Source organism: Ectopseudomonas oleovorans, assembly GCF_029845265.1.
Lineage (GTDB): Bacteria > Pseudomonadota > Gammaproteobacteria > Pseudomonadales > Pseudomonadaceae > Aquipseudomonas > Aquipseudomonas oleovorans.
In genome coordinates, this window is sequence record NZ_JAOCLK010000035.1 from 1 (window position 1) to 26,195 (window position 26,195).

The following is a 26,195-nucleotide window of genomic DNA, read 5'->3' on the forward strand; positions in this document are numbered from 1 at the left end:
CCACAAAAAAGCCGCCCGAAGGCGGCTCCTGTGCGACTCGAAAGCATCTCGATCAGGCAAACGGATGACGCAGTACGATGGTCTCGTTGCGATCCGGGCCGGTGGAGATGATGTCGATCGGCGCACCAACCAGCTCTTCCACACGCTTGATGTAGGCACGCGCAGCGGCCGGCAAGTCTTCCAAGGTCTTTGCGCCCAGGGTGGATTCGCTCCAGCCCGGCATCTCCTCGTAGACCGGCTGCAGGCCGATGTAGCTGTCGGCGTCGGTCGGCGCATCGACCAGCACCTGGCCATTGGCATCCTTGTAACCGGTGCAGATGCGGATGGTTTCCAGGCCGTCGAGCACGTCCAGTTTGGTCAGGCACAGGCCGGAGATGCTGTTGATCTCGATGGCGCGACGCAGGATCACCGCATCAAACCAGCCGCAACGGCGGGCACGACCAGTGGTGGCGCCGAACTCGTGGCCACGCTTAGCGAGGAAGGCGCCAACGTCATCGAACAGCTCGGTCGGGAACGGACCGGAACCGACCCGGGTGGTGTAGGCCTTGGTGATACCGAGGATGTAGTCCAGGTACAGCGGACCGAAACCGGAGCCGGTGGCGATACCGCCAGCGGTGGTGTTGGAGCTGGTCACGTAGGGGTAGGTGCCATGGTCGATGTCCAGCAGCGACCCCTGGGCACCTTCGAACATGATGTCCTTGCCCTCACGACGCAGATCATGCAGCACGGCAGTGACGTCAGCCATCATCGGCTTGAGCAACTCGGCGTATTCCATGCACTCATCCAGGGTTTTCTGGAAGTCGATGGCCGGCTCCTTGTAGAAATTGACCAGCTGGAAATTGTGGTAATCCAGCAGCTCGCCCAGCTTGGCGGCGAAACGCTCGCGGTGGAACAGGTCACCGACACGCAGACCACGACGCGCGACCTTATCTTCGTAGGCTGGGCCGATACCGCGACCGGTGGTGCCGATCTTGGCATCGCCACGCGCCTTCTCACGCGCCTGATCCAGCGCCACGTGATAGGACAGGATCAGCGGGCAGGCTGGGCTGATGCGCAGACGCTCACGCACTGGCACACCCTTCTCTTCCAGCTTGACGATTTCGCGCATCAGGGCGTCGGGCGCAACGACCACGCCATTACCGATCAGGCACTCGACGCCTTCACGCAGGATACCGGACGGAATCAGGTGCAGGACGGTCTTCTCACCGTTGATCACCAGGGTGTGGCCCGCGTTGTGACCACCCTGATAACGCACGACTGCAGCGGCCTGCTCGGTGAGCAGGTCGACGATCTTGCCCTTGCCCTCATCACCCCATTGGGTGCCCAGGACGACGACATTCTTACCCATAAACTTGTCCTCTTCGCGCAAGCTTCGATGCCGGCCGCGGGCCGGCGAAAATGAATTCAGGACGCCAGGGGCGCCACCTGCCAACGTCCATCGCGCAGCGTCAGCAGGCGATCACAGTCTGCTTCGCGCGCATCCGCCTCGCTCTGCCCGGGCAGCGCCTGTACCACGCGCTCGCCCTCACCACGCAGACGACGAACGGCCTGCCACAGATAGAGATCATGATTGTCTGGTGCCCAGACACCGCTGAGTGCCTCATCCACACGCATGTCACCCAGGGTTACCAGGGTCTTCAGGTCCGTGGAGAAGCCAGTAGCCGGGCGCGCACGACCGAATACCGCGCCGGTATCGTCATAACGACCACCCTGAGCGATGGCACCGCCCTCACCCGGCACGAAGGCCGCGAACACCACGCCGGTGTGATAGTTGTAGCCGCGCAACTCGCCCAGGTCGAAGTACAGCGGCAGCTCCGGATAACGCAGCTCCAGCGCATCGGCGATGGCCACCAGCTCATCGAGCGCAGCGTGCACCGCATCCGGCGCCTCGACCAGCACGGCCTGGGCCAGGTCCAGCACTTCCCGGCCGCCACACAGCTCGGCGAGCGAACGCAGCATGCTGCCCAGGCCCGCCGGCAACGCGGCGGTCAGGCTCTCGATCTCATCCATGGCCTTGCGCTGCAGCGCATCGAACAGTTGCTGCTCGGCCTCACCGGACAGACCGGCGGCACGCGCCAGACCACGGTAGATGCCGACATGACCGAGATCCATGTGCACGTCCGGCACCGCAGCCAGCTCAAGGGTCTCGACCAGCAAGCTGATCACTTCGATATCGCTGGCCGGACTGGCGTCGCCATAGAGCTCGGCACCCAGCTGGATCGGGCTACGCGAGGTAGTCAGTGCACGCGGCTGCGCATGCAACACGCTGCCGGCATAGCACAGACGGCTCGGCCCCTCACGGCGCATGGTGTGAGCATCGATGCGCGCCACCTGCGGGGTGATGTCGGCACGAAAGCCCATCTGCCGACCGGACAGCGGATCGGTGACCTTGAAGGTACGCAGGTCGAGATCCTGGCCAGCGCCAGTCAGCAGGGATTCCAGGTACTCGATATGGGGGGTGACGACGAACTCGTAACCCCAACGTTGGAACAGATCCAGCACCTGACGGCGCGCCGCCTCGATGCGTGCCGCTTCCGGCGGCAGTACTTCTTCGATGCCATCTGGCAGCAGCCAGCGGTCTACCGTTGCCATTTCGCCATTCCCCTCTCGATCCGGGCGGCACAAGCCTTCAGTGAAGCAGATATAGAAGGGCCGTACCCAGCAGCATGCTGGCCAGCCCCATAAGGCGCAGTCGGCGGTCGGGCAGACGAGCTGCCTGCATGACCGCTCCGCGCCAATGGCGCGGATAGAGGAAGGGCAGGATGCCTTCCAGCACCAATACCAGACACAGTGCGATGCCGAGTTCCTGCCACATGATTCCCACAGACGCAAAAAAGCCGGGATTTTCCCGGCTGCCGCATGATACCACGTTTTACCTTGCGGTCACCCTGGCGACGCATCGCGCCGCCAGGGTTGCCGATCAAGGCCTGGATTTTTCCAGGTAGCGGAAGAAATCGCTGCCCGGGTCCAGCACCAGCACATCACGCTTGTCAGCGAAGCTTTCGCGGTAAGCCTGCAGACTCCGGTAGAAGGAGTAGAACTCCTGATCCTGACCGAAGGCGTTGGCGTAGATGGACGCAGCCTGGGCATCACCGTCACCGCGCAGCTCTTCAGCTTCACGATAGGCTTCAGCCAGCAGTACACGGCGCTGACGATCAGCATCAGCGCGAATACCTTCGGCCAGCTCACGACCCTTGGCGCGATGCTCGCGCGCTTCACGCTCACGCTCGGTGCTCATCCGCTCGAACACGCTGCGGTTCACTTCGCGCGGCAGGTCGATGGCCTTGACCCGAACGTCGACCACTTCGATACCCAACTCACGCTCGGCGGCGCGGTTGAGGGTCGCGGTCACGTCAGCCATCAGCGCATCACGCTCACCGGATACCGATTCGTGCAGGGTGCGCTTACCGAACTGGTCACGCAGCGATGCTTCCAGACGACGCGCCAGACGCTCATCAGCGACCTGCTTCATGCCCGAGGTGGACTGATAGAAGCGCTCGGCATCCTTCACCCGCCACTTGGCATAGGCATCGACCATCAGCGCCTTCTTCTCCAGGGTCAGGAAGCGCGAGGGCGTCGAATCCAGCGTCAGCAGACGACCGTCGAAGATACGCACCTGGTTGACGTAGGGGATCTTCACATGCAGGCCGGGCTGCACATCAGGCTGAACCACTCGCCCGAACTGCAACAGCACCGCACGCTCGGTCTGCGCCACGATATAGAAGCTGTTCCACGCCACCAGGGCCACAACCACGGCCACGATCAGGCCGATCAGGGACTTGTTGTTCATCAACGGCCCTCCCGGGTACGCAGGTTACGCTGCGACATATCGCTGCTCAGCGGCACCGCTGGATCACGCGCTGTCGAATTGCTGCTGTTGGCAGAACTGGAGGAAGAAGCACCACCACGGCTGTCGATCATCTTGTCCAGCGGCAGATAGAGCAGGTTGTTCTGCCCCTTGTCACCGGTGACCAGAACCTTGCTGGTGTTGCTCATCACTTCCTGCATGGTGTCGATGTACAGACGCTCGCGAGTGATCTCGGGCGCCTTGCGGTACTCGGCGACCAGCTTGGTGAAGCGGTCGGCCTCACCCTGGGCGCGAGCGATGACTTCATCACGGTAACCGTTGGCCTCTTCCAGCATACGCTGGGCCTGACCACGCGCTTCCGGGATTACGCCGTTGGCGTAGGACTCGGCCTGGTTCTTCTCACGCTGCTCGTCTTCACGGGCACGAATCACGTCATCGAAGGCTTCCTGAACCTCACGCGGCGCAGCAGCGCTCTGGATGTTCACCTGAGTGATGGTGATACCGGTGCGGTAGTTGTCGAGGAAGCGCTGCAGACGCTCACGTACCTCGGTCGCGATCAGTTCACGGCCCTCGGTCAGTACCTGATCCATCTCGGTGGAGCCCACGACATGGCGCACGGCACTGTCGGTAGCGTGCTGCAGGCTGACTTCCGGCTGGTCGACGTTGAGCACGAAGTCCTGCAGATTGCTCACCCGGTACTGCACGGTCAGCGGTACTTCGATGATGTTCTCGTCTTCAGTCAGCATGGCGCCCTGCTTGCTGTAGGCGCGTTCACGGGTGACGTTTTCCTGGAACTTGCGGTCGATTGGCGGGAAATAGATATTCAGGCCAGGACCAACGGTCTCGTGGTACTTGCCGAAGCGCAGCACCACAGCCTGCTCCTGCTCATCCACCACATAGATCGCGCTGTACAGCCATACCACCGCCAACAGGCCAAGGCCGACGAACAGCAGGCCGAAGCCACCGCCGCCACTGCGCCCGGAGTCGTCACCACGTTTCTTGCCACCGCCAAACAGCCCGTTGAGGCTTTCTTGCAGCTTGCGGAACGCTTCGTCGAGATCCGGCGGCCCCTGCCGGCCACCGCCTTTGCGGCCGCCCCAAGGGTCTTGATTGTTCGAGTTGCCACCCGGCTCATTCCAAGCCATAGCGTTCTCCGTACTAATAAAGCGAAGGCGCGCCCACGGCGCGCCGGCCAATGCTACCCAAAGCCCTATGGTGACAGCAAAGCCACCGTCCCAGGCTTTATTGCAAAGTATGTTGCTCGATGAAGGTTTGAGGCTCCAAACCTTCGCGACTCACCAGGCGATTGAGCTCGACTCGCGGCAAACGCACCGCCAGCAGGCTGCGCCCCAACTCGTCATGTTCTTCGCTCTGCACCGCCCCCAGCGCGAAGAACTGCGCACGCAGTCGCCCCAAACGTTGCGGCAGCTGCAGCGTGGCGACGAACAAATCTTCGCCCAACAGCTCCGCCACTGCCTGCCGCAACAGCTCAAGACCACGCCCCTCGCGGGCCGACAACCAGACACGCAGCGGCTTGCCATCAGCATCGCGCTGGATCTGCGGCTCGACACCATCCAACAAATCCAGCTTGTTGTATACCTCGAGCATTGGCAATTCGTGTGCGCCGATCTCCTTGAGCACGTTCTGCACCTGCTCGATCTGCGCCATACGCTCGGGCTCGTGGGCATCAATCACGTGCAACAGCAGATCGGAGTTGCTCGACTCTTCCAACGTAGCGCGGAAGGCCTCGACCAGCTTGTGCGGCAGGTGGCGAATGAAACCCACGGTGTCGGCCAGCACGATCGGACCAAGGTCGTCGAGCTGCAGACGCCGCAAGGTCGGGTCGAGCGTGGCGAACAGCTGGTCGGCCGCATACACCTCGGAGGTGGTCAGGGCATTGAACAAGGTGGACTTGCCGGCGTTGGTGTACCCCACCAGGGAGACCGATGGAATATCCGCACGCCTGCGCCCGCGACGCGCCTGCTCACGCTGACTGCGCACCTTGTCCAGCTTCTGCTTGATCTGCCGGATGCGCACACGCAGCAAGCGGCGGTCGGTTTCCAGCTGGGTTTCACCCGGACCACGCAGACCGATACCGCCTTTCTGCCGCTCAAGGTGAGTCCAGCCGCGCACCAGGCGCGTGCTCATGTGGTCGAGCTGAGCCAGTTCGACCTGCAGCTTGCCTTCATGAGTACGCGCGCGCTGAGCGAAGATATCGAGGATCAGGCCGGTACGGTCGAGCACACGGCATTCGAAGGCGCGCTCGAGGTTGCGCTCCTGGCTGGGCGTCAGGACGTGATTGAAGATGACCAGATCGGCCTCGGCGGCCTTGATCTGGTCGCGCAGCTCCTCGACCTTACCGCTGCCGATCAGGAACTTGGCCGTCAGACGACTGCTGGGCACACTGAAGAAGGCGACCATGTCGGCGCCTGCCGACATGGCCAATTCCTGGAACTCCTGGGGGTCTTCGCTCGCCTCGGAGTCTTGGCCTTCCAGATGAACCAGGATGGCCCGCTCACCGCCCCCATGACGCTCGAAGAACAATGCAGCCCCCTATCAGGCGTTACCTGGCTCGCCATCTGCCTGCTCGGCATCGCCAGCACTCGGCAGGCGTACCGGACGGCTAGGCACGACGGTGGAAATGGCGTGTTTGTAGACCATCTGGCTGACTGTATTCTTCAGCAGAATGACAAACTGGTCGAAGGATTCGATCTGGCCTTGCAGCTTGATGCCGTTGACCAGATAGATGGAAACAGGGACGCGTTCCTTACGCAGGGTATTCAGGTAAGGGTCTTGTAGCGAATGCCCTTTTGACATGTGCCGCACTCCTTTCGAGGATCAATTTCAATAATTTTAGTAGTTAAACAATGGCTTCAGGCCGTACCACCCCCAAGGATAGACGACCAGCGGCAAGGTCTCATTTCAATATGGAGACGCTTTCCAGGTATTTCAAGACGCGAGACAGATTGTCGCAGGCCAGGCTATCGAGCCAATGCAAGTTCTCCCAACCGCGTAGCCAGGTGAACTGACGCTTGGCCAATTGCCGCGTGGCGATGATGCCCCGCTCGACCATCTCGTCCCGGGACAGCTCGCCATCGAGGTATTCCCATACCTGGCGATAACCCACCGCCCGTATAGACGGCAATCCCGCGTGCAAGTCACTTCGTCTACGCAGGGCTTCGACCTCTTCCACGAAACCCTGTTCCAACATCACCCGAAATCGTTGAGCGATGCGGTCATGCAAAACCTGACGCTGCGCTGGTGCGATAGCAAGCTGAGCAACAGTATAGGGTAATTGCCCGGCGCCTGATGTACCCGCATCGGGATTTCCTGCAGCCTGGCGCAGGCGATGCTCGGTCATGCTCAGGCCGCTCACGCGATAGACCTCAAGCGCCCGAGTCAGACGCTGCGGATCGTTGGGATGGATGCGCGCGGCGGACTCTGGATCGACCTCAGCCAGCTCCCGATGCAGCGCCTCCCAACCTTCGGCTGCAGCCCTTGCTTCCAGCTCGGCACGGATGGCCGGGGCGGCGCTGGGCATATCGGCCAAGCCCTCCAACAGCGCCTTGTAATAGAGCATGGTGCCGCCTACCAGCAGCGGAATACGGCCACGCGCCGTGCTCTCGGCCATGGCGGCCAGCGCATCGGCGCGAAACTCCGCCGCCGAATAGCTCTCGGCCGGATCACGAATATCGATCAGGGCGTGAGGAAACGCGTCGAGAATGGCGCGCTCAGGCTTGGCCGTGCCGATGTCCATGCCACGATAGATCAGCGCCGAATCAACACTGATCAGGTCACACGGCAAGACGCGCGCCAGCTCCAGGGCCAGGTCAGTCTTGCCGGCGGCTGTCGGGCCCATCAGGAAGATTGCAGGAGGAAGCGCAGGCATCGATATAACTCGGCAACAAAGACGGGAGCCCTCGGCGGGGCATTGCTCAATTACTGACCACGCATGAACAACTTGTCGAGCTGATCCATGCTCAATTGCGTCCAGGTCGGACGCCCGTGGTTGCACTGGCCGCTGCGCTCGGTCTGTTCCATATCACGCAATAGGGCGTTCATCTCGGGAATGGTCAGGCGCCGGTTGGCGCGCACCGCACCATGGCAGGCCATGGTCGCCAGCAGCTCGTTGAGGTGCGCCTGGATACGGTCGCTGGTGCCATATTCGAGCAGATCGGCCAGCACGTCGCGCACCAACTGGGTCGCTTCGGCCTGCTTGAGCAGCGCCGGAATCTGGCGGATCGCCAGCGTCTCCTCTCCCAGGCGCTGCAATTCGAAGCCCAGACGCTGGAACCACTGGCCATGCTCCTCGGCGCAGTCGGCTTCGCGCTGACTGAGAGCGATAGACTCCGGTACCAGCAACGGCTGGCCGCGCAACCCCTCACTGGCCATCGCATGCTTCAGGCGCTCGTAGGTGATGCGCTCATGCGCGGCGTGCATGTCCACCACAACCATGCCCTGGGCATTCTCGGCGAGGATGTAGACCCCCTTGAGCTGCGCCACGGCATAGCCGAGCGGCGGAATGTCGCCCTGCTCCTGCGGCAGCACTGCGGACGACGCAGCAGGCAGCGGGGCGAAATACTCGCGATAGGCGGCCTGCGCTTCGGCAGCCGGTACGCCGGGGTTGCCGGCCGGCTGCTGATAACCGGCACCTGCACCACGCCAGGCCGGCTGCGCATTGGCCACTGGGGTTTCCAGCACGCTGGCGGCCAGGCCCATTTCGCCCTGCGGGCCAAATTCTCCGGCGGCCAGGCCGCTTGCACGCGACATGGGTGAGATGGCCGCCGGAGCGGCCACCTGATCTTCCGGGCGCACATCGGCCAAGACCCGATGCAGGGTGCCATAGAGGAAGTCATGCACCATGCGGCTGTCACGGAAGCGCACTTCGTGCTTGGTCGGGTGAACGTTGACATCCACCGTGCTCGGATCGATTTCCAGAAACAGCACAAAGGTCGGGTGCCGGCCATTGAACAGCACGTCGCGATAGGCCTGGCGCACCGCATGAGCGACCAGCTTGTCGCGCACCATGCGGCCGTTGACGTAGAAATACTGCAGATCCGCCTGGCTGCGCGAGAAGGTCGGCAAGCCGACCCAACCCCACAAGCGCAGACCACCGCGCTCGATCTCGATCGGCAGCGCCTGCTCCAGAAAAGCCGGCCCGCAAACTGAGGCGACACGACGCGCACGACTGATCTCGTCACCCGCCTCGTGCAGGCTGAGCACCGTCTTGCCGTTATGGCGCAGGTGAAAGCCGACATCGAAACGGGCCAGCGCCAGGCGCTTGATCACTTCCTGCAGGTGATCGAATTCGGTCTTCTCGGCACGCAGGAACTTGCGCCGCGCCGGGGTATTGAAAAACAGGTCACGCACTTCCACCGAGGTACCCACCGGATGCGCGGCAGGCTGCACCCGGGGCTCCATGTCACGGCCTTCGGTTTCCACCTGCCAGGCCTGGTCGGCGTCGGCGGTACGCGAGGTCAGGGTCAGGCGCGATACCGAGCTGATCGACGCCAGCGCCTCGCCACGAAAGCCCATGCTGAGCACGGCTTCGAGGTCTTCCAGCTCACGAATCTTGCTGGTGGCGTGGCGAGCCAGGGCCAGCGGCAGGTCGTCCGGGGCGATGCCACTGCCGTCGTCGCGCACCTTGAGCAGCTTGACGCCGCCCTGCTCGACGTCGACATCGATACGCCGCGCACCGGAGTCCAGGCTGTTTTCCAGCAGTTCCTTGGCGACCGAAGCCGGACGCTCGACCACCTCGCCCGCAGCGATCTGGTTGGCCAGGCGCGGGCTGAGCAAATGAATACGGGACATGACACTCACTACTGGGCTGCCAGCGCTGTGGCGGGTATCTGCAATGTCTGGCCGACCTTGATCACGTCACCATTGAGCTTATTGGCACTGCGCAAGGCGGCCAGGCTGATCTGATAACGCTGAGCGATCAGCGCCAGGCTTTCGCCGCGCGCCACCACATGCTCGCGCGGGCCGGCGACGATCTTGCCTTCGTCACGCAGCCAGGCAACGTAGGTGCCGGGCGGCGGATTCTCGTGGAAGAACTGCTTGATCCCGGTGGTAATGGAGCGCGCCAGTGCCTGCTGATGGCTGGCAGTGTGCAGCTTCTTCGCCTCATTGGGATTGGAGATGAACCCGGTTTCCACCAGGATCGAAGGAATATCCGGCGACTTCAGCACCATGAACCCTGCTTGCTCGACGCGCCGCTTGTGCAGCGGGGTGATGCTGCTCATGTTCGACAACACCTTCTGCCCGACATTCAGGCTGGAAGACAGCGACGCAGTCATCGACAGGTCCAGCAGCACGCCGGCGAGCATCTTGTCCTTGTCGTCGAGACTGACGTTGCCGGCACCGCCGATCAGGTCAGACTGGTTCTCGGCATCGGCCAGCCAGCGAGCGGTCTCGGAGGTTGCTCCGCGCTCGGACAAGGCATAGACCGACGCACCAAAGGCCGAAGCGCGCGGCGCTGCATCGGCATGAATGGACACGAACAGATCCGCGCCCTTCTTGCGCGCAATCTCGGTGCGCTTGCGCAGTGGAATGAAGTAATCCCCCGTGCGTACCAACTCGCCGCGAAAGCCTTTCTCGGCATTGATCTGTCGCTGCAATTCCCTGGAAATGGCCAAGGTCACGTTCTTCTCGTACTGCCCTTTGACCGGCGACAGCGCACCAGGGTCTTCGCCACCATGGCCGGCATCGATGGCGATAACAATATCGCGCTTGCCGTTGGGCACAGGCGTCAGCTTGGGTGGCGGCTGGGTCGGCGTGACCGGCACGGGCGGCGCGCTGGCGGCAACGCTGGAGGTCGGCGCAGAGGGCGGCGCACTGCCCTGATCGAACAGGTCGACAACCAGGCGATGGCCGTACTGCTGATTGGGCGCCAGGGTAAAGCTCTTCGGCGAAACCGGTGCCGACAAATCGATGACCACGCGCAGGTCATCAGCGCTGCGCTGCGCCGAGCGCACACCGGTGATCGGGGTGTTGGCCAGCGAAAGTTGCTCGAGACTGGTAGCCAACTTGGCGCCACTGACGTCGATAACGATGCGATCAGGTGCGGCAAGGGTGAACACGCTGTGCTGTACCGGGCCAGACAGATCGAAGACCAGACGGGTATTGTCCGGGGCACGCCACAGACGCACGCTCCGTATATCGGAGGCAGCCAGGGCCTCGGCAGCCAGGGCCGCCAACAACACCCCCACAGCTGTAACCAGCGCGCCTATGCGCATAACCAACCCCATCGCTTCTTATTCATTCCTTGCTGCTCAGGGCCTTGCACCAGGCCTCCCCTCGAGCCCCATACCCCTGCAGCAACAGCGAACGGCCGCTCGCTTGAGGGCTAATGGTAATGTCCAGGTCGGGCTTTGGCAAAACGCCCGCGCCACGCTGCGGCCACTCGATCAGGCACAGAGCGGCACCTTCGAAGTAATCGCGAATCCCGAGAAACTCAAGCTCCTCGGGATCGACCAGGCGATACAGGTCGAAGTGGAAGGCGCGTACGCCACCAATCTCATAGGGTTCGACCAGGGTGAAGGTCGGGCTCTTGACTGCCCCGACATGGCCCAGGCCGCGCAGAATACCGCGTGACAGGGTGGTCTTGCCGGCCCCCAGATCACCATGCAGATAAATCGTGCCGACACCTCCACTGACCTCGGCAATCGACGCGCCCAACGCCAGCATCGCAGCCTCGTCGGCCGCCTCGAATCTCACTTCGTACAAGGACACACCTCCTCCAATAACTGACGAATGGTACAGGGCAGATCACCGGCCGCCAGCCCACGCCCCTGCACGGCAAGCACCTCACCGGCCCGCGCATGCAGCCAGACGGCCAGGCAGGACGCATCATACGCGGCCATGCCCTGCGCCAGCAGCGCGCCGATCAGGCCGGCCAGCACATCTCCCAGCCCCGCCCCCGCCATCGCCGGATGGCCACGATCACACAGCGCCAGACGTCCATCCGGCGCGGCGACCAGACTACCGGCGCCCTTGAGCACTACCACCAGACCAAAACGTTGCGCCAGGGCCCGCACGGCAGCCGGCCGATCAGCCTGCACGCTTGCGGTATCGATACCCAGCAAACGCGCCGCTTCACCCGGATGCGGCGTCAACACGCCATGACGCGGAGCACTGACCTGCCCAGCCGCAAGCAGATTCAACGCATCGGCATCCCATACCTGCGGCTGATCGCTACCCGCCACGCCAGACAGCAAACTACGGCTCCAGGCCCCCTGACCCAGGCCAGGCCCTACCACGCAGACATCGGCGCGCTCGACCAGACTCAGCAACTGATTGGCCGAGGCTAGCGCGGCACACATGATTTCTGGCCGACGTACCAGGGCGGCAGCAACATGTTCAGCGCGCGTGGCCAACGACACTAACCCGGCACCGGCACGCAGCGCGCTATCGGCGCACAGCAACGCAGCGCCGCCCATTCCCAGGTCACCCCCAACTACCAGCAGGTGACCGAACTGACCCTTGTGTGCCACTGGCGAGCGGGCGGCCAGACGCGGCAGGTTAGCTGGATCGAGACGCTGCGCCACGCTGGGCGCCCGAGCCAATAGCTCAGCGTCACCCTGTAGATCGTCGAACTGCAACTCGCCGCACAACTGCGGGCCGACACCCGTGAACAGGCCGAGCTTGAGCGCGATAAAGGTCACCGTCAGGTCGGCGCGCACCGCCACCCCCAGGCGCGCGCCGCTATCGGCGTGCAAACCAGAAGGAATATCCACCGCCAGCACCGGCAAGCCACTCTGGTTGAGCATGCGCATCGCCTGGGCATAAGGCTCACGCACCGCACCAGCCAGCCCCGTGCCGAGCAAAGCATCGACCACGATGCCAGCCAGTGGCGCGCATTCGCTCCAGGGCAGCACATCCACGCCCGCCCTTCGCGCCTCGGCGCAGGCCTGCTCAGCATCGCCACTCAGAGCAGCAGGATCACCCACCGCCAGCACGCGCACGCGCCAACCGGTACGCTGAGCCAGAGCCGCAATCAGGTAGCCGTCACCGGCATTGTTACCACGCCCGGCCAGCACGGTGATTTCGCCGGCATCCGGCCAGCGTCTGCGCAAGGCGCGCCAGGCCGCGTGGGCGGCGCGTTGCATCAACTCGAAACCGGGCGTGCCGGCGGCGATCAACTGCGCATCCAGCGCACGCACCTGTTCGGCACTGTGCAGGCTCAACGGTAAAGAGGCTGGTAGTAGATGCATGGCTCGCTCACCACGGATGTCTGGCAGAATTATACCTACGTCCATCGCCTGCGCCCGCCCATGTCCGATCAAACCCTCGACCTCAATGCTCTGGCCCTGTCCATCAAGGACTGGGGGCGTGAGCTGGGCTTTCAGCAAGTCGGCATCACCGATGTCGAGCTGGGCGAACACGAGGCGCACCTGCAACGCTGGCTGGCAGCCGGCTATCAGGGCGAGATGGACTACATGGCCGCCCACGGCAGCAAGCGCTCACACCCGGACGAACTGGTACCTGGCACCCTGCGCGTGGTGTCGCTGCGCATGGACTACCTGCCCGGCGACACGCAGATGGCCCAGCGCCTCAACGAGCCGGAACAAGCCTACGTGTCGCGCTACGCCCTGGGCCGCGACTACCACAAACTGATCCGCAAGCGCTTGCAACAACTGGCCGAACGCATCCAGCAGCAGATCGGTCCGTTCGGCTACCGCGCCTTCGTCGACAGCGCCCCGGTGCTGGAAAAGGCCATCGCCGAAAAAGCCGGTCTCGGCTGGATCGGCAAGAACACCCTGGTGCTCAACCGCAAGGCCGGCAGCTATTTCTTTCTCGGCGAACTGTTCGTCGACCTGCCACTGCCGGTGGATGCCCCACACGCCAGCGAGCATTGCGGGCGCTGCAGCGCGTGCATGGATATCTGCCCCACTGCGGCCTTCACCGGGCCCTACGTACTGGATGCCCGGCGCTGCATTTCCTACCTGACCATCGAGCTGAAAGGCTCGATCCCCGAAGAGCTGCGTGCGCCCATCGGCAACCGGGTGTTCGGCTGCGACGACTGTCAGATCGTCTGCCCCTGGAATCGCTTCGCTCGCCCCACCGAACAGGGCGACTTCCAGCCGCGCCACGGCCTGGACAACAGCGGCCTGGCCGAGCTGTTCATGTGGACGGAAGAGGAGTTTCTCAGTCGCACCGAAGGCTCGCCGCTACGCCGTGCCGGCTACGAGCGCTGGCTGCGTAACCTGGCGGTCGGCCTGGGCAATGCGCCCTCCACCATCCCGGTACTACAGGCTCTGCAGGCACGCCGCGAACACCCTTCAGCGCTAGTGCGCGAGCATGTGGCGTGGGCCCTGGAGCGGCACGGCGCCTTGTAGCCTGGACGAAATCCGGGAGTGGCGCCGCCCGTTTCCCCGGATTACATCTGGGCTACGCACGCGCGACGCGCCGGGGTGGCTGATTTACACCTTGAGGAAATGCTCACGGTAGTGGCGCAGCTCGGCAATGGACTCACGAATGTCATCCAGCGCCTGGTGGGTGGCAGTTTTCTGAAAGCTGTCCTTGACCGCTGGCGCCCACATGCCAGCGAGGATCTTCAGCGTCGACACGTCCAGGTAGCGGTAGTGGAAGTAGGCTTCCAGGGCCGGCATGTACTTGTAGAGAAAGCGGCGATCCTGGCCGATGCTGTTGCCGCAGATGGGCGACTTGCCCTTGGGCACCCACTGTTCGAGGAAGGCGATGGTCTGTGCTTCGGCCGCCGCCGTGTCGATCTTGCTTTCACGCACGCGCTGGGTCAGGCCGCTCTGCCCATGGGTGCGGGTGTTCCATTCGTCCATGCCGGCCAGAGCCTCGTCGCTCTGGTGAACGGCGATCACCGGGCCTTCGGCCAACACGTTCAGCTCGCTGTCGGTGACGATGGTGGCCATCTCGATGATCACGTCACGCTCCGGCTCCAGGCCGGTCATCTCCAGGTCGATCCAGATCAGGTTGTTGGGGTTTTGCATGGTTAGGCTCCTTGGCTCAGGCGCCAAGTCTAGCGGATCTCAGCGCCCTTCATGTGCCAGAGAAACAGGGACGTTTGCCGTCCTTCGTTGATCTCGAACTCGCGATCAGCCGGCACGCCCGGAATCTCGAAGGTGTTGCTGATCAGCCAGCTATTGGCGTGCATCTCGACTTGCGCCTTGTTCCACAGGCGCGCCATCGGCACCGGCGAGAGAAAGCAGTAGACGACATCGAAATCGCCGAGCTCGACCTGCCACAGACTCCGATAACGAATGCTGCAGTTCTCCTGTAGCAGGCAGCGTAGCCAGGCGAAAACGAAGAGCAGCGGCGCCGTCTCGACACCAACGAACTGCCCGCGCGGAAACCGTCTGGCCAGCTGCAGCACCGTACCAGCAGTACCACAGCCCAGGTCGACGAAGCGCAGCGGCGGCTCACGCTCGCTCAAGCACTGCTGCAGGCGTTGCTGCGCCTTGCGCCCACTCAGGTAGAGCGGCACCTGTTCGCGCAGACTGTTCCAGTTGACCAGTAGCAGCAGGACGAAGCCCAGCAGGAACAACCAGGCCGGTAAATCGGCGCGCTGCATCACCAGCAGCGCGGGCAGAAACGCCAGATTGATCCACAACCACCAGCGTGACAGGCCCAAGCGCCAGCCGATCCCGGCGGCCACAACACCTTGCAGCAGCGCCACCGAAAACAACGACATGCGCCAGGGCAGCAACGCCAGCAGATAGACCAGCACCACCACCAGCGCCAAGGCCAGACCCTGCGCTAAAAGAGCGCGCAATAACGGTAGCCGCAGCACCGTTCGTTCCTCGCCTGCCGTCATTCCCGACCTCTGTTCCTGACAGCCGAATGGCCGCCGAGCGCTCATGCTAAACTCGCCGCGATCAACACTCCACTACCCGGATGCTCCATGGCCAAACGCCAACTCAACCGCCGCCAGAACTGGCGGATCGAAAAGATTCAAGGCGAGCGCGCCGCCCGCGCCGCCAAGCGTGAATCGCGAGCAATGGAAACACTGGAAGGCGGTGACCTCGGCCCGGAACAGACCGGCCTGGTAATCGCCCACTTCGGCGTACAGGTGGAAATCGAAGGTTTGCAGGGCGAGCTGGCCGGCCAGGTGTTTCGCTGCCACCTGCGCGCCAACCTGCCGGCACTGGTCACCGGTGATCAGGTGGTCTGGCGCCCCGGCAATCAGGGTGACGGCGTCATCGTCGCGCAACTGCCGAGAAACAGCGAACTGTGCCGCCCCGACATGCGCGGCCAACTCAAGCCGGTGGCGGCCAACGTCGACCAGATCGTCATCGTCTTCGCGCCGCTACCCGAGCCGCACGCCAACCTGATCGACCGTTATCTGGTTGCCGCCGAGCACGCGGGCATTCGCCCGCTACTGCTGCTGAACAAGGCCGACCTGATCGATGAGCAGAACCAGGTAGCGCTGGACGCGCTGCTCAAGGTCTATCGTGAGCTTGAGTACCCACTGCTGGAAGTCTCGGCCCATCAGGGCGATGGCATGGAGCAGCTGAAACATCGCCTGAACGGAAACGTCAGCGTATTCGTCGGCCAATCTGGCGTGGGCAAGTCATCCTTGGTCAACAGCCTGCTGCCCGGCGTCGATACGCGTGTCGGCGCGCTGTCGGAGTTGACTGGCAAGGGCACGCACACCACCACCACCGCACGGCTTTTCCACTTTCCCGGTGGCGGCCACTTGATCGACTCCCCGGGTATTCGCGAATTCGGCCTCGGCCATGTCAGTCGTGATGACGTGGAAGCGGGCTTCATCGAATTCCACGACCTACTCGGGCGCTGCCGCTTCCGTGACTGCAAGCATGATCGCGAACCCGGGTGTGCGCTTTTGCAGGCCCTGGAAGACGGCCGCGTGCAGCCACAGCGCATGGCCAGCTACCGACACATCATCGCCAGCCTACCGGAAGACGATTACTGATTATTCAGTTGATCGAACTGCAAGGCGCCTTCTTCGAAGATATTCAGGCGCTGCTGCAGTTGCTCTGGCGCTAGCGGTTCACTCGCCGCGTCCGCCGGAGCTTCGCCTGGCGCGGGCGCAGCGCCTTCCTCAACGCCTTGTTCGCCCTCGATGGCGCGCTGCGCCTTCTTGGTCAGCACAACGATATCGATGCGCCGATTGACCGGATTGAATGGGTCCTCGCGGTCGAACAGCGCCGACGAGGCATAGCCGACCACCTGCGCCACCTGCTCGTCCGGGTAGCCGCCCGCCACCAATGTGCGCCTCGCGGCGTTGGCACGGTCGGATGACAGCTCCCAGTTGCCGAAATCGCCGCGCCCTACGAACGGCTTGGCATCGGTGTGACCGCTGATGCTGATCTTGTTCGGCACCGCGCGAATGGTGTCGGCCATGGCCAGCAGGATGTCTTCGAAATAGGGCTGAAGACTGGCACTACCGAGGGCGAACATCGGTCGATTCTCGGCGTCCATGATCTGGATGCGCAGGCCATCCTGGGTGATTTCGAACAGTATCTGGTCCTTGAAACGCTGCAGCTCGGGATTCTCTTCGACCTTGTTCTGCAGCTCCTGCAACAGCAGCTCCAGACGTTCCTGCTCCATCTTTTCAGCCAGGGTTTCGATCTGATCGGTGCTGACGCCGGACTCATCCGGTTGACTCTCCGGCGTCTCGGAGATGTCCGGATTGAGAGTGCGCTCGGGCGCTGGCGTAGGCGTGCCGCCCAGGTCGATAACGTATGGACTGGCACTCTCGGTGAAACCGATCGGGTCCTGGAAATAGCCGGAAATGGCTTTCTTCTGTTCCGGAGTGGCCGATGTCATCAGCCACATGACCAGGAAGAACGCCATCATGGCGGTTGCGAAGTCGGCAAAAGCGATCTTCCAGGCACCGCCATGGTGTCCGCCAGCGGTCTTTTTGACCCGCTTGACGATGATAGGTTGGTTATTTTCCATGGCTTAGCTGCCGCGCATGGCCTGTTCGAGCTCGCTGAAGCTCGGACGATGCGCCGGATACAACACCTTGCGCCCGAACTCTACAGCCAGGGTCGGCGGCATGCCGGACGCCGATGCAACCAGGGTCGCCTTGATCGCTTCGTAGAGATTCAGCTCTTCCTTGGCATCATGCTCAAGGGCGTTCGACAGCGGGCCGAAGAAGCCATAGGAGGCGAGGATGCCGAGGAAGGTGCCGACCAGCGCGGTGGCGACCTTCTCGCCGATCTGCGCGTTGTCCGCCTCGGCGAGGATCGACATGGTGATCACGATGCCCAGCACGGCCGCGACGATACCCATGGCCGGCATGCCGTCGGCGACCTTGGCCACGGCGTGCGCCGGGTGCTCCACTTCCTCCTTGAGACTGGCCAGCTCCATGTCGAACAGGCCTTCGAGTTCGTGCGGCGCCATGTTGCCGGAAGACATGATGCGCAGGTAATCGCAGATGAATGCAGTCATCCGCGCATCCTTGAGCACACCGGGATACTTGCTGAAGATCGGACTGGCGTTGGGATCTTCGACGTCTGCCTCGATGGCCATCATGCCCTCGCGACGACTCTTGTTGAGAATCTCGTAGAGCAGCTTGAGAACTTCCAGGTAGTAGGTATGGGTAAAGCGCGTACCGAACATGCTCAAGGACTTCTTGAACACGGTCATGAACATGCTGCCCGGGTTGGCCTGCAAAAATGCCCCCAGCGCCGCACCGCCGATGATCAGCACCTCGAAGGGGTGGACCAGGGCCATGAACTGCCCGCCCGAGAGGATAAATCCGCCGAGCACGCAGCCGAAAACAACGATGATGCCAATGATTCTTACCATGGAATAAACGCTTGTAGAGCCTAGTGGACGGGTTATTAAAAACAACCCTTCTAATTATCGGAGCTTATACGCCAGACTATAGCCAGTTATGGTCAAAAGCCAGTTCGACTCGAGCCAATATGCCGACGTCAAAGTCTCTGCCACGCACGCTGGACGCCTGGGTACAACATCTGGGCAAGTTGCCACTGCCTATCGAGCAGCAGCAGCATTTGCGCCTGCGTCGCATCCTGGGAGACAGTCGCCGAACCTGGCGCGAAATTGCCGAGGCGATAGAGTCCAGCCCCTCTTTCGCCCTGCAGGTACTGCGCGAGGCAAACCAATCGAGCAACAGCCTCAGCGATCCAGCCGAGAGCGTCGAAACTGCGCTGTCGCGCCTGGGCCTGAGCCGCTGCGAAGCCCTGCTCAGCCAGGCGCCTGCCCTGCCAGAAAGCGACATCCCTCTAGCATTCAAGCAGATTTTGCTGATCAGTCAGCATGCCAGCCAACAGGCTCGTGGCCTGTTCGGTGCTCGCCTGGCGCGCCTGTGGAATGAACTGCACGGCTGCAGCCTGCTGTTTCTCTCACCCATCTGGCCATTGCTGTGCGCCCATCCGCAGCTGTTCGAGGCCTGGGAGCAACGCGTGCTGCTCAAGGGCGAACGGCCCGCTGCTGTCGAGAAAGAGCTGCTCGGCGTCACCTTGATCCAGCTGTGCGTCAAACTGGCCGAGCGCTGGCGACTGCCAGAATGGATCGCGCGCGGCTACCGCCTGCTCGAGCGTGATCGTCGCCAACTGGTCCGGGCGCTGCACATCGCTCGCGACAACGAGCATCCCCTGCATCAACAGCAGATGCTCGACGCCGACATCCCCCTGCGCCACTGGCTCACCCATCCGAGCAACTGCGTGCTGCTGGCCAACGGTTTGGCAGTATCCGCTCACCACGCCTGGGATACCGCGCACAGCCTGCGCTGGCAACGTCTTACCGGACTTTACCTGCAGATCCCTCTGAATGAGCTGCAACAGGAAGTGCACCAGCACGCCGTGAGCAGCGCACGCCTGATTCACGATCCCGCGCTGTGGCACCCGGCTCAGGCACTGATCTGGCCATGGGACGCCCATCGCCTGAAACCAGCCGTCAGCGCCGCAGCACCACCCAAGCGCGATGACCTTGCCGCCTGGCGTCAGCACTGTGCACGCCTGCTCGCCGACCCCAGCACCTTTGTCAACGTGCCGCAGCTGACTGCCTGCGCCCGCGACGCCTTGCAGGCCTGCGGCCTGAAGCGCGTACTGCTGCTTCTTGCCGATCGCCAACACACCCGCCTGCAAACCCAACAACAGGCGGGGCTCAATGCCAGCGCGGCCACCCTCAGCCTCGACCCGGCACAAAGTCAGGTGTTGAAACGCCTGCTCAGCGCGCCAGGACAACTGCGCCTGACGCCCAGCAACGTGGCGCAGTTTTCGGCACTGCTGCCAGGCAACCTCAAGGCCATGTTTCCCAGCGAGCATCTGCTGCTGCGCTCTGTGGCCAATAACGGTCGGGTAGTGATGCTGGTCGTGGCCGACCAGGGCGGCCAACCACTCAATGACGTCTGCCTGCAGGCGTTCGGCAAGACCATGCTGTGCATCGAGCGCGCGCTGGGCAGCTTTTCCAGGCGCGAGCGCTGACGCGCTCTGTTTCCGCTACAATCGACCTCTTTTCATTCAAGGAGGCCGTCATGTCCGCCTTCGACAACTTGCCACTGGTGATCGAGCCTGCCCAACTGGCCGAACGCCTGGATGCAGCCGACCTGATCCTGCTCGATCTGAGCAGCGCAGCGCGCTACGCCGCCGGCCACATACCGGGCGCGCGCTGGGTGGATGCCAAGCGCACGCAACTGGGCCTGCTGCCCGCCCCCGGCCTGCTACCCGAGCGAGCGCAGCTCGAAGCGCTGTTCGCCGATATCGGCCATCACGCGAATGCCGTTTATGTGGTCTACGACGATGAGGGCGGTCCCTGGGCCGGTCGTTTCATCTGGCTGCTCGACGTGATCGACCATCAGCGTTACCACTTCCTCAACGGCGGTCTGCAGGCCTGGATCAGCGATGGCCTCGAGCTGAGCCAGGAGGAGCCCGCAGTGACCCGCACCGAGGTATCACTGACGCTGAGCGATGCCCCCACCGCCACCCGCGAGTACCTGCAATCGCGCCTGGATGCCGCCGATCTGGCCATCTGGGACGTGCGCGGCGCAGACGAATATCGCGGCGAAAAACTGAGTTCAGCGCGTGGCGGGCATATCCCCGGCGCCACCCATTTCGAGTGGACCGCCGGCATGGACCCGCAACGCGGTATGCGCATTCGCACGGATATCGCCGAAGTCCTGCAAGGTCTGGGCATCACGCCCGACAAGGAAGTGATCACTCACTGCCAGACTCACCGTCGCTCCGGCTTCAGCTACGTGGTGGCCAAGGCACTCGGCTATCCACGCGTGAAGGCCTATGCCGGCTCCTGGTCCGAGTGGGGCAACCTGCCCGACACGCCCATCGAACGCTGAGTCCGTCGACCATTCAGTTGCACCCGGCCTGGCCACGCCAGTGTCGGTTCAGAACCTTCAAGGAAACACGATGAAACAACGTCTTTTTATCCTCAGCCAGTACCTGCTGCCTCATCACCTGCTGTCGCGCCTGATCGGCTGCATTGCCGAATGCCGTATCGGCTGGCTGAAGAATCCGCTGATCTCGTGGTTCGCCAAGCAGTACCAGGTCAACATGAGCGAAGCGCAAGTCGAGGACCTGCGTGCTTACGAACATTTCAACGCGTTCTTCACCCGCGCCCTGAAAGACGGCGCGCGTCCGCTGGATGAAACTCCCGACGCCATTCTCAGCCCGGCCGACGGGGCGATCAGCCAACTCGGCGCCATCGAGCACGGCCGCATCTTCCAGGCCAAGGGCCACAGTTTCAGCGCTGTCGAACTCCTCGGTGGCGACGCCGAGCGTGCAGCGCCATTCATGGGTGGCCAGTTCGCCACCGTGTACCTCTCGCCGAAGGATTATCACCGCGTCCATATGCCGTTGGGCGGCACGCTGAAAGAGATGGTCTATGTGCCAGGCCGCCTGTTCTCGGTCAACCAGACCACCGCAGAAAACGTGCCGGAACTGTTCGCCCGCAACGAGCGCGTGGTCTGCCTGTTCGACACCGAGCGCGGGCCGATGGCCGTGGTACTGGTGGGCGCGATGATCGTGGCCAGCGTGGAAACCGTATGGGCCGGCCTGGTCACGCCCCCCAAGCGCGAGCTGAAGAGCACACGCTATGACGCGCAAGCACGCGGGCCGATCGAACTGGCCAAGGGCGCAGAAATGGGCCGCTTCAAACTGGGCTCCACTGCCATCGTCCTGTTCGGCCCGAATCAGGTGCAATGGGCGCAAGAGCTGGGCGCTGGCAGCGCGGTGCGCATGGGCCAACTGATGGGCACGGCTCAGGACTGAGCCGTTGAGAAAAGGAACCCGCATCTCGACCGTTCGGTCATAGATCCGTACTCTGGCGAGGCAGGCCGTCCGCGCGGATGGGCTGCCAGCACAGGCAGATACTGTTAGAGTTCGCAAGACTATTATTAGAGCCGCTTGGTATTGCGTGGCCGGAGTATCCGAGTTTGATGGATAGACAGAGTACCCACCTTCAACTGTTGCGCGTTCCCACGCCGAGCAAGCAGAGCCTCAGTTTCTGCGACGGCAGCCCCCGTGATCTGAAACGCTGGATCGCAGGCCTGCCCAAGGCGAACATCGGTGAAACTGCACGTCAGTTGTATCAGAGCCTGGTGGAACTCAATCAATTCCTCACCCCTTCGGAAAATCGCCTGCAGTTGCTCGAATTGCTGCGCCCGGAAGTCAGCTTCGTCTGCCAACACCTGGAGCGTCACTTTCTCAACCAGGCCATCGTTCTCGACGAGCGCCCGCGCAAGGTGGCCAACCTGTGCCAGGCGCTGCAGAACCACCTGGCCGTCGGCTACAAGCTGATCATTTCCCGCGTGATCGCCCGCAGCGGCAAGGATCGCGACCAGTTGCTCGCCGTCTCCCTGCAGCGCGCCAGCCACAGCCTCTGCAAGGCGCTGATTCGTGCCAGTCAGCTTTACTGCCCGGTTCCGGAAGGGCTCTGGCTGGAGCTGCACCAGCTCTATCAGATTGCCTGCGAGCAGCGCCTGCAGCGCCAGGTCATTCGTGACCCGCTGGCACGCCATACTCCGGGCATGAGCACCGAGCAGACCTACGTGACCGCACTGCTGCTCGGCTGCGCGCGCACCAACCAGATGCGCCAGAACGGCATCGCCCGCCTGGCGGAAGCGCTGGAGCCCTGGAGCGCGCAGGTCAAGCTGCAGCCAGGCGACCATGCCGACAGCCTGTTCGTACTGGCGCCGCAGATCGACGGCCCGCCACGCTACAAGTCCTTGTATCAGAGCAGCGAATTGCACAACCTGCTGGGCATCGACACGCAACCGCTGGTCGATGCCATCAAGGAATACCTGGAACTCCCGGAAGAAGAGCGCAGCAAATCGCGCCTGATGATTCCGGAAGGCATCACCCTCGATCTGCTGCAGCACGTTGCCGCGGCCTGGGGCGACATCGCCGAGCGCACCTTCCAGCGCACGCCGGGGCAAGGCAGCCTGACCCTGTGCATCGGCATGACCGCGCTGCATTTCTTCCTCTCCGGATGCCGCTCGTTCGCAGAAGTGCTCAAACGTCCGGTCGAGCTGGGCGCTGCGGTATTCAAGCCTGCCACGGGCGAGCCTGATGTCTGGTCTAACGCCTTCGATGCCCAGCGCAATGCGGCTGACGAAATCCACTTCGAAGAGATTCAGTACACCAAGGTAACCCCCGATGAACAGGCGCAGCCTGAGAACAATGGCGAGAGTTACCCGACCTTCCCCCTGCCCATCGTCAATCACAGCCCAGGTGGCTATTGCCTGTCCTGGCCCAAGGACGTCCCCAGCCAACTGCAGGCCGGTGAACTGCTGGGCGTACAAGACAACCCCAGCCAGGGCTGGGGCGTGGCCGTCGTGCGCTGGATTCGCCAGGTGCGCGGCGGCGGCACGCAGATGGGTATCGAGCTGATCGCGCCGCACGCACGCCCCTGCGGCCTGAAACTGCTACGCAAGGCCGAGCAGAACAGCCAGTACCTGCGCGCCCTGCTGCTACCGGAAATCAGCGCCATTTCTCGTCCCGCCAGCCTGATCACGCCGCGCCTGCCCTTCCAGGAAGGCAGCAAGGTACTGATCAACGACCACGGCGAAGAGCACCGAGCGGTACTGACGCGCAAGCAAGTCAGCACCGGCAGCTTCAGCCAGTTCGAGTATCACCGAGTGGGCGTGGAAGAAGCCTCAGCCGGGACACCGGTCACAGCCTCGCAAAGCCAGAAGCCTACGGGGGAGGAAGATTTTGACTCACTCTGGAAGTCGCTGTAGGCTCCGGCGAACTCACCATTTGTCGCCTTTTCGCGTCCGTTCGGCGCGGTATTAAACCCCCCTATGGCCATCGAAAAAAAAACCATCCGCCTGCTGATTCTCGAAGACTCGCAGAACGAAGCAGAGCGCCTGGTCAGTCTGTTCCGCAACGCCGGGCACGCCACTCGAGTGCATCGCCTGACCTCCAGCGACGACCTTGCTGAAAGCCTGCAACAGACCTGGGACTTGCTGATCTGCGCCCCCAGTAGCGAGCACTTAGAACCCAGCGAGGCGATAACCGCCATTCGCCGCCAGGCCAAGGACATCCCGGTCATCCAACTGGTCGAGGAGAATGACTCCGAGATCATTACCGAAGCCCTGCTGTTCGGCGCACAAGACGCCCTGCCGCAAGGCGAGGATGAACGCCTGGTGCTGGTGGCCAAGCGCGAGCTGGCCAATCTCGAAGAGCGCCGCGCCCGTCGTGCCGCCGAAGTGGCATTACGCGAAGCCGAGAAACGCTGCCAGCTGCTACTGGAAAGCTCGGTGGACGCCATCACCTACGTCCACGAGGGCATGCACATCTACGCCAACCGTGCCTATCTCGAGCTGTTCAGCTACGAGGATGGTGACGAGCTGGAAGGCATGCCGATGATCGACCTGATCGCCAGTGCCGATCACGCTGCGTTCAAGGATTTCCTGAAGAACTACCAGAGCGCCGAAGGCAATGCCGAGCTCAATTGCCAGGGCGTACGCGCCGATGGCAGCAGCTTCGCCGTGCAAATGACCTTCTCCCCCGCCACCTATGATGGCGAACCGTGCATTCAGGTGGTGATCCGCGCAAAAACCTCCAATGCCGAACTGGAAGAAAAACTACGCGAGATCAGCAGCCAGGATCTGGTCACCGGCCTGTTCAACCGCAATCACTTCCTCGAGCTGATGGACAACGCCGCCGAGCGCGCCGTCAACACCGGTCAGCCCTCGACCCTGGCGTACATCCGTGTCGACCGCTATGCCAGCATGCAGGGCGAGATCGGCCTGGCCGGCATCGACCTGCTGCTGACCGACCTGGCCGGCCTGCTGCGCGAACATTTCCCGGCGGATACCCAACTGGCCCGTTTCGGTGACGACGTGTTCACCGCCCTGCTCCCGGGCCAGACGCCCGAGCAGTGCCAAGCCAGCCTGGCGACCCTGCTGAAGAAGGTCGAAGCCCACCTGTTCGATGTCAGCGGCCGCACCGCGCAGACCACCCTGTCGATTGGCGTAGCCGGCCTCAGCGAGAAAACCGCCAAGGCGCAGGAAGTCCTCGATCGCGCGCACCGCTGCGCCGACGAGCTCAATGACGGCAATGCCATCAAAGTGTTCAACCCGGCCGATGAGCTGGCCGCAGCCGCCAACCGCGGCAACCTGCTGGCGATGGTGCAGCAAGCACTGGAGAACAACAGCTTCCGGCTGCTGTTCCAGCCGATCATTAGCCTGCGTGGCGACGCCCACGAACATTACGAAGTGCTGCTGCGCCTGCTCAACCCACAGGGTGAAGAAGTGCCGCCGGCGCAGTTCCTCGCCGCGGCCAAGGACGCGGGCCTGGGCGAGAAGATCGACCGCTGGGTGATCCTCAACTCGATCAAGCTGCTGGCCGACCACCGCTCCAAAGGCCATAACACCCGTCTGTTCGTGCACCTGTCCAGCGCCAGCCTGCAGGATCAAACGCTGCTGCCCTGGCTCAGCGTGGCACTCAAGGCCGCTCGCCTGCCGTCGGACTCGCTGGTGTTCCAGTTCAGCGAACCGGACGCCATCGCCTACCTGAAGCAGGCCAAAACCCTGACCCAGGGCCTTGCCGAACTGCACTGCAAAATCGCCCTGAGCCAGTTCGGCTGCGCACTGAACCCGTTCAACACACTCAAGCACCTGCAGGTGGACTTCGTCAAAGTCGACGGTTCGTTCTCCCAGGACCTGAGCAACGCCGACAACCAGGAAGCGCTGAAGACGCTGCTCAGCAGCCTGCATGCGCAGGCCAAGCTGACCATCGTGCCCTTCGTCGAAAGTGCCAGCGTACTGGCCACGCTGTGGCAGGCCGGGGTCAACTTCATTCAGGGCTACTACCTGCAGGGCCCGAGCCAGTCGATGGACTACGACTTCTCGGCCGGCGACGAATAAGTCCTGCCGACGAAGAAGCCACCTGAACAGGTTAATGCCGATCAGATAAGGTGGCCGTGGCCAAAGCGGCTTTTCGTAGGAGCCCCGCCTCGG

At 62.9% G+C, this 26,195-nt stretch carries 23 protein-coding genes; 7 read left to right on the top strand and 16 right to left on the bottom strand.

The window, feature by feature from the left end; all coding sequences use genetic code 11:
* Nucleotides 1–52: 52 nt before the first annotated feature.
* The 12 genes from N5J71_RS16495 to N5J71_RS16550 all read right to left on the bottom strand — a co-directional run bounded on the left by N5J71_RS16495 (nucleotide 53) and on the right by N5J71_RS16550 (nucleotide 13,020).
* On the bottom strand, nucleotides 53–1,348 hold the full coding sequence (locus tag N5J71_RS16495; protein ID WP_003459211.1) for an adenylosuccinate synthase: 1,296 nt from the start codon (nucleotides 1,346–1,348) through the stop codon (nucleotides 53–55).
* A 56-nt stretch (nucleotides 1,349–1,404) separates the two neighbouring features.
* On the bottom strand, nucleotides 1,405–2,592 hold the full coding sequence (locus N5J71_RS16500) for an ATP phosphoribosyltransferase regulatory subunit (RefSeq protein WP_003459209.1): 1,188 nt from the start codon (nucleotides 2,590–2,592) through the stop codon (nucleotides 1,405–1,407).
* A 37-nt stretch (nucleotides 2,593–2,629) separates the two neighbouring features.
* Nucleotides 2,630–2,815, bottom strand: coding sequence for a DUF2065 domain-containing protein (locus N5J71_RS16505; protein WP_003459207.1), 186 nt, complete (start codon nucleotides 2,813–2,815; stop codon nucleotides 2,630–2,632).
* A 105-nt stretch (nucleotides 2,816–2,920) separates the two neighbouring features.
* Complete coding sequence (hflC, locus tag N5J71_RS16510; protein ID WP_206408707.1) at nucleotides 2,921–3,790, bottom strand: protease modulator HflC; 870 nt, start codon at nucleotides 3,788–3,790, stop codon at nucleotides 2,921–2,923.
* On the bottom strand, nucleotides 3,790–4,953 hold the full coding sequence (hflK, locus tag N5J71_RS16515) for an FtsH protease activity modulator HflK (RefSeq protein ID WP_128578876.1): 1,164 nt from the start codon (nucleotides 4,951–4,953) through the stop codon (nucleotides 3,790–3,792). Before hflK ends, hflC begins: the two co-directional genes overlap by 1 nt.
* Nucleotides 4,954–5,050: 97 nt before the next feature.
* Entirely contained in the window at nucleotides 5,051–6,352 is a 1,302-nt protein-coding gene (hflX, locus tag N5J71_RS16520) for a ribosome rescue GTPase HflX (RefSeq protein WP_279917244.1), read from the bottom strand.
* A gap of 12 nt (nucleotides 6,353–6,364) precedes the next feature.
* A complete protein-coding gene (gene hfq, locus N5J71_RS16525; protein WP_003459200.1) occupies nucleotides 6,365–6,625 on the bottom strand; it encodes an RNA chaperone Hfq in 261 nt (86 codons plus the stop codon).
* 100 nt (nucleotides 6,626–6,725) lie between these two features.
* Nucleotides 6,726–7,697, bottom strand: a complete 972-nt coding sequence (miaA, locus tag N5J71_RS16530; protein WP_003459186.1) for a tRNA (adenosine(37)-N6)-dimethylallyltransferase MiaA — start codon at nucleotides 7,695–7,697, stop codon at nucleotides 6,726–6,728.
* Between the two features lie 50 nt (nucleotides 7,698–7,747).
* On the bottom strand, nucleotides 7,748–9,619 hold the full coding sequence (gene mutL, locus N5J71_RS16535) for a DNA mismatch repair endonuclease MutL (RefSeq protein WP_074855078.1): 1,872 nt from the start codon (nucleotides 9,617–9,619) through the stop codon (nucleotides 7,748–7,750).
* 8 nt (nucleotides 9,620–9,627) lie between these two features.
* Nucleotides 9,628–11,055: an N-acetylmuramoyl-L-alanine amidase gene (locus N5J71_RS16540; protein ID WP_279917245.1), complete on the bottom strand. Its 1,428-nt coding sequence runs from the start codon at nucleotides 11,053–11,055 to the stop codon at nucleotides 9,628–9,630.
* Between the two features lie 10 nt (nucleotides 11,056–11,065).
* On the bottom strand, nucleotides 11,066–11,533 hold the full coding sequence (gene tsaE / locus N5J71_RS16545; RefSeq protein WP_039964293.1) for a tRNA (adenosine(37)-N6)-threonylcarbamoyltransferase complex ATPase subunit type 1 TsaE: 468 nt from the start codon (nucleotides 11,531–11,533) through the stop codon (nucleotides 11,066–11,068).
* Entirely contained in the window at nucleotides 11,521–13,020 is a 1,500-nt protein-coding gene (locus N5J71_RS16550) for an NAD(P)H-hydrate dehydratase (RefSeq protein ID WP_279917246.1), read from the bottom strand. Before N5J71_RS16550 ends, tsaE begins: the two co-directional genes overlap by 13 nt.
* 60 nt (nucleotides 13,021–13,080) lie before the next feature.
* On the opposite strand from N5J71_RS16550, the gene queG reads away from it, so the two are divergent.
* A complete protein-coding gene (gene queG, locus N5J71_RS16555) occupies nucleotides 13,081–14,145 on the top strand; it encodes a tRNA epoxyqueuosine(34) reductase QueG (protein WP_279917247.1) in 1,065 nt (354 codons plus the stop codon).
* 84 nt (nucleotides 14,146–14,229) lie between these two features.
* On the opposite strand, the gene orn is transcribed toward queG, so the two are convergent.
* On the bottom strand, nucleotides 14,230–14,772 hold the full coding sequence (gene orn / locus N5J71_RS16560) for an oligoribonuclease (protein ID WP_017678658.1): 543 nt from the start codon (nucleotides 14,770–14,772) through the stop codon (nucleotides 14,230–14,232).
* A gap of 29 nt (nucleotides 14,773–14,801) precedes the next feature.
* Nucleotides 14,802–15,596: a class I SAM-dependent methyltransferase gene (locus N5J71_RS16565; RefSeq protein WP_074855081.1), complete on the bottom strand. Its 795-nt coding sequence runs from the start codon at nucleotides 15,594–15,596 to the stop codon at nucleotides 14,802–14,804.
* An 87-nt stretch (nucleotides 15,597–15,683) separates the two neighbouring features.
* Here N5J71_RS16565 and rsgA point away from each other — a divergent pair, with 87 nt between their 5' ends.
* Complete coding sequence (rsgA, locus tag N5J71_RS16570; protein ID WP_003459175.1) at nucleotides 15,684–16,715, top strand: small ribosomal subunit biogenesis GTPase RsgA; 1,032 nt, start codon at nucleotides 15,684–15,686, stop codon at nucleotides 16,713–16,715.
* On the opposite strand, the gene motB is transcribed toward rsgA, so the two are convergent.
* Nucleotides 16,709–17,704, bottom strand: coding sequence for a flagellar motor protein MotB (motB, locus tag N5J71_RS16575; protein WP_084340808.1), 996 nt, complete (start codon nucleotides 17,702–17,704; stop codon nucleotides 16,709–16,711). The two genes, rsgA and motB, sit on opposite strands and share 7 nt — an antisense overlap.
* Nucleotides 17,705–17,707: 3 nt before the next feature.
* Nucleotides 17,708–18,559 (bottom strand): flagellar motor stator protein MotA, encoded by an 852-nt coding sequence (motA, locus tag N5J71_RS16580; protein WP_279917248.1) that lies wholly within the window; start codon nucleotides 18,557–18,559, stop codon nucleotides 17,708–17,710.
* A 119-nt stretch (nucleotides 18,560–18,678) separates the two neighbouring features.
* Between motA and N5J71_RS16585 the strand changes: the two genes are divergently transcribed.
* The 5 genes from N5J71_RS16585 (at nucleotide 18,679) to N5J71_RS16605 (ending at nucleotide 26,102) form a co-directional block, all read left to right on the top strand.
* Nucleotides 18,679–20,202: an HDOD domain-containing protein gene (locus N5J71_RS16585; RefSeq protein ID WP_279917249.1), complete on the top strand. Its 1,524-nt coding sequence runs from the start codon at nucleotides 18,679–18,681 to the stop codon at nucleotides 20,200–20,202.
* Nucleotides 20,203–20,252: 50 nt separating this feature from the next.
* Entirely contained in the window at nucleotides 20,253–21,068 is an 816-nt protein-coding gene (locus tag N5J71_RS16590; protein ID WP_003459169.1) for a rhodanese-like domain-containing protein, read from the top strand.
* A gap of 70 nt (nucleotides 21,069–21,138) precedes the next feature.
* A complete protein-coding gene (asd, locus tag N5J71_RS16595) occupies nucleotides 21,139–21,999 on the top strand; it encodes an archaetidylserine decarboxylase (RefSeq protein ID WP_125874477.1) in 861 nt (286 codons plus the stop codon).
* A 167-nt stretch (nucleotides 22,000–22,166) separates the two neighbouring features.
* Nucleotides 22,167–23,969, top strand: a complete 1,803-nt coding sequence (locus tag N5J71_RS16600; RefSeq protein WP_279917250.1) for a cyclic-di-GMP receptor FimW-related protein — start codon at nucleotides 22,167–22,169, stop codon at nucleotides 23,967–23,969.
* A gap of 63 nt (nucleotides 23,970–24,032) precedes the next feature.
* Complete coding sequence (locus N5J71_RS16605) at nucleotides 24,033–26,102, top strand: EAL domain-containing response regulator (protein ID WP_279917251.1); 2,070 nt, start codon at nucleotides 24,033–24,035, stop codon at nucleotides 26,100–26,102.
* The last annotated feature ends 93 nt before the right edge of the window (nucleotides 26,103–26,195 follow it).

Excerpts from the sequence above, each read along its gene's own strand:
- N5J71_RS16605 (WP_279917251.1), top strand. The coding sequence starts at position 24,033 with ATGGCCATCGAAAAAAAAACCATCCGCCTGCTGATTCTCGAAGACTCG.
- asd (WP_125874477.1), top strand. The coding sequence starts at position 21,139 with ATGAAACAACGTCTTTTTATCCTCAGCCAGTACCTGCTGCCTCATCAC.
- motA (WP_279917248.1), bottom strand. The coding sequence starts at position 18,559 with ATGGTAAGAATCATTGGCATCATCGTTGTTTTCGGCTGCGTGCTCGGC.
- N5J71_RS16550 (WP_279917246.1), bottom strand. The coding sequence starts at position 13,020 with ATGCATCTACTACCAGCCTCTTTACCGTTGAGCCTGCACAGTGCCGAA.
- hflC (WP_206408707.1), bottom strand. The coding sequence starts at position 3,790 with ATGAACAACAAGTCCCTGATCGGCCTGATCGTGGCCGTGGTTGTGGCC.
- N5J71_RS16590 (WP_003459169.1), top strand. The coding sequence starts at position 20,253 with ATGTCCGCCTTCGACAACTTGCCACTGGTGATCGAGCCTGCCCAACTG.
- hflK (WP_128578876.1), bottom strand. The coding sequence starts at position 4,953 with ATGGCTTGGAATGAGCCGGGTGGCAACTCGAACAATCAAGACCCTTGG.
- motB (WP_084340808.1), bottom strand. The coding sequence starts at position 17,704 with ATGGAAAATAACCAACCTATCATCGTCAAGCGGGTCAAAAAGACCGCT.
- miaA (WP_003459186.1), bottom strand. The coding sequence starts at position 7,697 with ATGCCTGCGCTTCCTCCTGCAATCTTCCTGATGGGCCCGACAGCCGCC.
- N5J71_RS16540 (WP_279917245.1), bottom strand. The coding sequence starts at position 11,055 with ATGGGGTTGGTTATGCGCATAGGCGCGCTGGTTACAGCTGTGGGGGTG.
- N5J71_RS16500 (WP_003459209.1), bottom strand. The coding sequence starts at position 2,592 with ATGGCAACGGTAGACCGCTGGCTGCTGCCAGATGGCATCGAAGAAGTA.
- hfq (WP_003459200.1), bottom strand. The coding sequence starts at position 6,625 with ATGTCAAAAGGGCATTCGCTACAAGACCCTTACCTGAATACCCTGCGT.
- mutL (WP_074855078.1), bottom strand. The coding sequence starts at position 9,619 with ATGTCCCGTATTCATTTGCTCAGCCCGCGCCTGGCCAACCAGATCGCT.
- rsgA (WP_003459175.1), top strand. The coding sequence starts at position 15,684 with ATGGCCAAACGCCAACTCAACCGCCGCCAGAACTGGCGGATCGAAAAG.
- N5J71_RS16565 (WP_074855081.1), bottom strand. The coding sequence starts at position 15,596 with ATGACGGCAGGCGAGGAACGAACGGTGCTGCGGCTACCGTTATTGCGC.
- N5J71_RS16495 (WP_003459211.1), bottom strand. The coding sequence starts at position 1,348 with ATGGGTAAGAATGTCGTCGTCCTGGGCACCCAATGGGGTGATGAGGGC.
- N5J71_RS16585 (WP_279917249.1), top strand. The coding sequence starts at position 18,679 with ATGCCGACGTCAAAGTCTCTGCCACGCACGCTGGACGCCTGGGTACAA.
- orn (WP_017678658.1), bottom strand. The coding sequence starts at position 14,772 with ATGCAAAACCCCAACAACCTGATCTGGATCGACCTGGAGATGACCGGC.
- N5J71_RS16600 (WP_279917250.1), top strand. The coding sequence starts at position 22,167 with ATGGATAGACAGAGTACCCACCTTCAACTGTTGCGCGTTCCCACGCCG.
- N5J71_RS16505 (WP_003459207.1), bottom strand. The coding sequence starts at position 2,815 with ATGTGGCAGGAACTCGGCATCGCACTGTGTCTGGTATTGGTGCTGGAA.
- queG (WP_279917247.1), top strand. The coding sequence starts at position 13,081 with ATGTCCGATCAAACCCTCGACCTCAATGCTCTGGCCCTGTCCATCAAG.